3 protein-coding genes are annotated in these 2,674 nt (G+C 70.0%); all 3 read right to left on the reverse strand.

All coding sequences use genetic code 11. From position 1 onward, the window contains the following. Positions 1-44: 44 nt before the first annotated feature. Positions 45-1,328 carry a TRAP transporter large permease gene (locus D180_RS09095; RefSeq protein WP_017912546.1) on the reverse strand — a complete coding sequence of 428 codons (1,284 nt, stop codon included), beginning with the start codon at positions 1,326-1,328 and terminating at the stop codon, positions 45-47. 2 nt (positions 1,329-1,330) lie between these two features. Further along, positions 1,331-1,849, reverse strand: coding sequence for a TRAP transporter small permease (locus D180_RS09100; protein ID WP_043090705.1), 519 nt, complete (start codon positions 1,847-1,849; stop codon positions 1,331-1,333). A 10-nt stretch (positions 1,850-1,859) separates the two neighbouring features. After that, positions 1,860-2,674, reverse strand: an 815-nt coding sequence (locus tag D180_RS09105) for a TRAP transporter substrate-binding protein (protein ID WP_017912548.1), incomplete at its 5' end; no start/stop codon positions are given.

Genomic DNA, 2,674 nt, shown 5'->3' on the forward strand with positions numbered 1-2,674 from the left:
CCCGCGGTCACCCGCCTGGCGCGAGCCGGCGCCGCCGGGCCGGCTCAGGCGCGCAGCGCGCGCGGCAGCCACAGCGACAGCTCCGGGAAGAACGCCACGATCAGCAGCACGCACAGCGCCGCCAGCCAGAACGGCCAGATGGTGCGCATGCTCTGGGCCACGGTGATCTGTCCGATCGAGGTACCGATGAACAGCACCGAGCCCACCGGCGGGGTGATCAGGCCGATGCCGCCGGCCAGCACCATCACCAGGCCGAAATGGATGGGGTCGATGCCGTAGGCCTTGGCTACGGGCAGGAAGATCGGCGTGCAGATCAGGATCTTCGGCGCCAGGTCCATGAACATGCCCAGCAGCAGCAGCATCACCACGATCATCAGCAGCACCGTGTGCTGGCTGTGGGCGATGGACTGCAGGAAGTGCACCGCCGCCGCCGGCACCTGCAGGTAGGCCAGCAGCCATCCGAACACCGCCGCGGTGGCGATCACGAACAGGATCACCCCGGTGGTGCGCGCGGCATGCGTCACCGCGCCGAAGAACTCGGCCCAGCGCAGCTGCCGGTACAGCAGCGCGGTGACCAGCAACGCATAGACCACCGCGATCGCCGCGCTCTCCACCGCGGTGAAGATGCCGGCGCGGATGCCGATGAAGATCAGCGCGACCAGGCCCAGGCCCGGCAGCGCCCCGACCAGGCGCAGCGCCACCGCGCGCCAGCCCGGGAATGCCTCGGTGCCGTAGCCGCGCGAGCGCGCCACCGCGTAGCCGGTGAGCATCATCGCCGCGGTCATCAGCAGCGCCGGGACGATGCCGGCCGCGAACAGGTCGGCGATCGACAGGCCGCCGCCGGCCGCGGCCGAGAACAGGATCAGGTTGTGCGAGGGCGGCACCAGCAGCGCCACCAGCGCCGCGGTCATGCTGACGTTGACCGCGTAGTCGCGGTCGTAGCCGCGGTTGATCATCTGCGGAATCATGGTGCCGCCGACCGCCGAGACGTCGGCGATGGCCGAGCCGGACACGCCGCCGAAGAACAGCGAGGACAGCACGCTGACCTGGCCCAGGCCGCCGCGCATGCGCCCGACCAGTGAGGACGCCAGCGCGATCAGGCGGTCGGAGATGCCGCCGCGCAGCATCAGTTCGCCGGCGAAGATGAACAGCGGGATCGCGATCAGCGACGCCGAGCCGCTGCCGGCGGAGATCTGCTGCACCAGCACCACCGCCGGCAGGTCCAGATACAGCAGCGTGGCCAGCGCGGCCGTGCCCAGCGCGTATGCCACCGGCACGCCGATCAGCAGCAGTACCACGAACAATCCCAACAGGATGGCGATGGCCATGCTCAGTTCCTCCCCATGGTGGTGCCCGGGCGCAGCACCCGCCAGGCCTGGTACAGCGCGAACACGCTCATCAGCGCGCCGCCGATCGACAGCGGCAGGTAGTTGATGCTCTGCGGCATCTGCGCGCCGGCCATCTTGATGTCCAGCCCGTCCAGCAGCAGCACCGCGCCCCACCACGCGATCACCGCACCGATGGCGGCCACCAGCAGCGGGCGCACCAGGTCGATGACGCGGCGCAGGTTGGCGTGCAGCGTCTCGGCCAGCAAGAAGAAGCCGAAGTGGCGGCGGGTGTGCACGCCGGCGGCGGCCCCCAGGCTCATCGCCGTGCTCAGCAGCAGCAGCGTCACCGGCTCGGTCCAGCTCGGCGAGTCGTTGAGCACGTAGCGGGTGAACACCTGCCAGCCCTGCACCACCACCAGCCCGAGCAGGGCGGCGGCGGCGGTGCCGATGGCGAGGTTGGCGATCCGGTCCAGCAGCCGCTGCAGCGGCGGCACCGGGAGGGCGGGGGCGTGGTCGGTCATCGGCATGGACTCAGGCGAAATCGCGAATGCGGCGGTAGAGGGCTTCGATCTCCGGCTGCTGCCGGTACTCGGCCAGCAGCGGCGCGGCGGCCTTGCGGAAGGCCGGCATGTCCACCTCGTTGATGGCCACACCGTAGTCGATCACCTGCTGCCGCGCCTGCGCCTCGGAGGCATCCCACAGCCGGCGCATCACCGTCACCGACTGCCGCGCCGTCTCCAGCACCAGCGCGCGCTGGTCCGGCGTCAGCGTCTCGAAACTGCGCCGGGACATCACCAGCACGTCCGGCGCGTAGGAGTGATCGCTCTGCGACCAGTAGTGCGCAGCCTCGAAGTGACGGCTGGACTGGAAGCTGCGCATGTTGTTCTCGGCGCCGTCGATCATGTGCGTTTCCATCGCCGAGAAGGTCTCGCCCAGCGACATCGGCGTGGGGTTGGCGCCGAGCATGCGCATCAGCTTGAGGAAGATGTCCGAGTTCGCCACGCGCAGCTTGAGCCCGTGCAGGTCCTTGGGCTGCCGCAGCGGATGCTTGGTGTTGTAGAAGCAGCGCGCGCCGGAGTCGTAGATCGCCAGCCCGACCAGGTCGCGCTGTTCGAAGCTGCGCAGGATGCTGTCGCCGACGTGGCCGTCGATCGCGCGGCGCAGGTGCGCCACCGAGTCGAACACGTACGGCAGGCACAGCGCCTGGGTCAGCGGGAAGGCGTTGTTCAGCGCGCCGGAATACACGCGGGTGATGTCGATGGCGCCGAAGCGCGCCATGTCGATCGCCTCCGCCTCGCGACCGAGCTGGCCGGAGTGATACTCGCGCAGGCGCAGGCGGCCGCCGG

Origin of the sequence: Xanthomonas sp. SHU 166 (assembly GCF_000364685.1) — a bacterium.
In the GTDB taxonomy this organism is placed as follows: Bacteria; Pseudomonadota; Gammaproteobacteria; order Xanthomonadales; family Xanthomonadaceae; genus Xanthomonas_A; species Xanthomonas_A sontii.

What these genes read in the sequence shown, in the direction of transcription:
- D180_RS09100 (WP_043090705.1), bottom strand. Translation starts at nt 1,849, where the DNA reads ATGACCGACCACGCCCCCGCCCTCCCGGTGCCGCCGCTGCAGCGGCTG.
- D180_RS09095 (WP_017912546.1), bottom strand. Translation starts at nt 1,328, where the DNA reads ATGGCCATCGCCATCCTGTTGGGATTGTTCGTGGTACTGCTGCTGATC.